The organism is Paraburkholderia bannensis NBRC 103871, assembly GCF_000685015.1.
In the GTDB taxonomy this organism is placed as follows: domain Bacteria; phylum Pseudomonadota; class Gammaproteobacteria; order Burkholderiales; family Burkholderiaceae; genus Paraburkholderia; species Paraburkholderia bannensis.
Window position 1 is genome coordinate 1 of sequence record NZ_BAYA01000080.1, and the last position, 2,727, is coordinate 2,727.

2 protein-coding genes and 2 pseudogenes are annotated in these 2,727 nt (G+C 58.3%); all 4 read right to left on the minus strand.

Annotation, left to right across the window (positions count from 1 at the left end; genetic code table 11):
- Window positions 1-825: pseudogene (locus BBA01S_RS39330) on the minus strand (virulence factor); the annotation flags it as partial.
- A 46-nt stretch (window positions 826-871) separates the two neighbouring features.
- Window positions 872-2,227, minus strand: coding sequence for a hypothetical protein (locus tag BBA01S_RS39335; RefSeq protein ID WP_042298656.1), 1,356 nt, complete (start codon window positions 2,225-2,227; stop codon window positions 872-874).
- A gap of 58 nt (window positions 2,228-2,285) precedes the next feature.
- Window positions 2,286-2,549 carry a PAAR domain-containing protein gene (locus tag BBA01S_RS45020; protein WP_042298657.1) on the minus strand — a complete coding sequence of 88 codons (264 nt, stop codon included), beginning with the start codon at window positions 2,547-2,549 and terminating at the stop codon, window positions 2,286-2,288.
- 16 nt (window positions 2,550-2,565) lie between these two features.
- A pseudogene (locus tag BBA01S_RS48395) lies at window positions 2,566-2,727 on the minus strand (virulence factor); the annotation flags it as partial.

Sequence of the window (2,727 nt, forward strand, 5' to 3'; positions counted from 1 at the left end):
CGGCGCGCGTTCGGTCTTCATGTCTGGGCCGGCGAGGATCAGAAGCACCATGTTCTCGTTGATCTGGCCGTCTTTCGGCGGGAAGCTCGGGGCGTCCCAATTCATCACCCAGACGCTTTTATCGGGGTTTGCCTGTAGATAGTCCAGTGCCTTGTTCAGCGATGTGAAGCCTGCGTTGGGGCCGCCGGGAGTGACATGCACGTCTGGGGGCGTGTCCTTGCTCCAGAGATCAGGGGACGACTTGCTGCCGATTTCGAAATACAGCTTCATGCGGTCGCGGAGATAGGATTGCGCGCCAACAGGATCAAGGCGGCCAGCCGGAATCGCGAATTCGACGTGAATGGCGGCCAGTTCCCGCCACAGCTTTTTGTCTTTCGGCTGGACGGTGTAGAAGTATTTGCCATTCATGGCATAACGATCGCTGAACAAGATGAGAAACTTATCAACGTACTTCTCGTAAAAACCACTGAAGGTTTCGCTGCCGCCGTTTCCGTCAGCGATTCCGGCGACAGATTTTAGCGTCGAGAAACCATTGGTATCGGTTCTCACCATGTCGTCGTTTCTGTTGGGCCTCACGAGCCCTTGAGCCCACAACACTTGCCACTCCGTTGGGTAATCGCGGCGTTGCAACGGGTTGAGCCATTCGAGTCCGACCACCTGCGCGACGAAAGGATTGAGCGCAACACGCTCGGCTGATGCGGATTCAGACTCGTCCGGTACTACCGCATGTGCGAGGGGCCACGCAAATACGGTTGCCAGCACGAGCAACGCGAATTCCATCAAGCCTCTCAATATCGAATGTCGCGCGATACATTCGTTCATCATCGAGACTCCGTGCGGTCAGAGCCAGCTGAAGGCTCGCCTTCGATGATTACCATGACCAGCCTTGCTGGTTGTACGTCGTGTCGTAGCGGCGTCCCCACCACGGCAGATATGCGTTGTTTTCGCCGCGTGCGCGGAACCAGTCGGCGTCTGGATCGATTGGCAATAGTTGGGCTGGAGGCGTTACCACTACCGCGACGGGATGCTCGGCGTCTGTGGTGCCCGCAACTAGCACGTTTTCGCCCAGGTGGTTCGCACGGCCAATCGCCAGCACGACATCGGTGAGCGCCGTGCCTGCGCCCATTTCGCCTAGTAGCTCCGGGGTATTGAAAGTCTGCTTCTGAAAGTCGAATTCCGGGAGGGCTTCGGTCAGCGTTCGGCCAAGCGAGCCGATACGCGATGGCGCGGCGTCGCTGCCTTTGCCCGCATCGTGGATCACGTAGTTGATTTTGGTCGCGGGTACGTTTGCGTTGCGCGCCGCAGCCTCAATGGTGGCCTTCCAGGACTCGACCGCTTGCGTCGTCGCAGCCTTCGCATCAAAGTCCTGTCTGTTCCCTGTGGCCGCCTTGCCGATCCACGCAAGTGGCGCGCGTTCGGTCTTCATGTCGGGGCCAGCGAGGATCAGAAGCACCATGTTCTCGTTGATCTGGCCGTCTTTCGGCGGGAAACTCGGCGCGTCCCAGTTCATCACCCAAACGCTTTTATCGGGGTTTGCCTGCAGATAGGCTAGTGCGTTGTTCAGCGATGTGAAGCCTGCGTTGGGGCCTCCGGGAGTCACGCGCACATCCGGAGGCGTGTCCTTGCTCCAGAGGTTCTTGAACGAAGTGTTGCCGATATTGAACTCGCTGATGATTTCTTTGCGCAAATATTCGCCCGCCTCCAACGGTTCGATTCGACCCGCGGGCAACGCATATTCGACGTGAATAGCAGCCAGTTCGCGCCATTGCTTGCGGTCTCTCGGTTGTACCGTATAAAAATACCTGCCATTCATCACATAACGGTCGCCGAAGATCGTGAAAATTTCGTCGACGTATTTGTGATGGAAACCTTTGATCGTCTCGATACCGTTATGGCCATATGCGAGCGCACCGATCGACTGGAGCGTCGAAAATTTTTGAGGCATCATGCGAACCATATCGTCATTTCTGTTCGGCTTCACGAGGCCTTGCGCCCAAAGAATCTGCCACTCCGTTGGATAATCGCGGCGTTGCAACGGGTTGAGCCATTCGACTCCCACGACCTGCGCGACGAAGGGCTCGCGCGCGCCGTTTCCGGCTGCCGCGGATCCAGGTTCATTCAGTTCGTCAGCATCCGCGAGCGTCGACGCAAGCAGCGTTGCCAGCACAAGCGACGCGACTCCCAGCAAGCCTCGCAGCAACATACGTCGTTCCAGACATTCGTTCATTGTTCGCGCTCTGGGTAGCCAGAATCGGCTCCGCAACGAAGCTCACGGAAAAACTGAGTCATTCCCGCCCGGAAGACGACAAGCTTGAGATCAGCGTCGCGCCGCATGAGGTCTTATGGCCATCGAACGCAGCGGGCTGGCCGTCGACGATGAAAGCGGAATCTCCTTCGACGATCACGCAGTTTTGATGCCCCTGAATCGGGCAGATGCAGCGGTCGCCCAATCGGGCGACCGCGCGTCCCATGACTTCGCTGACTCCGCTGCCGGTTTCGACCCGGCCACCGTGGCTGGTTGCGTCCCCCACACGAACGATGCCTCTCATGGCCGGCGTTCCAAAGTCACCATGACCAACCCTGCTGGTTGTATTTTGTGTCGTAACGGCGTCCCCACCACGGCAGATACGCATTGTTTTCGCCGCGTGCGCGGAACCAGTCTGCGTCTGGATCGATTGGCAATGGTTGGGCCGGGGGGGCAACCACGACCGCGACAGGATGCTCGGC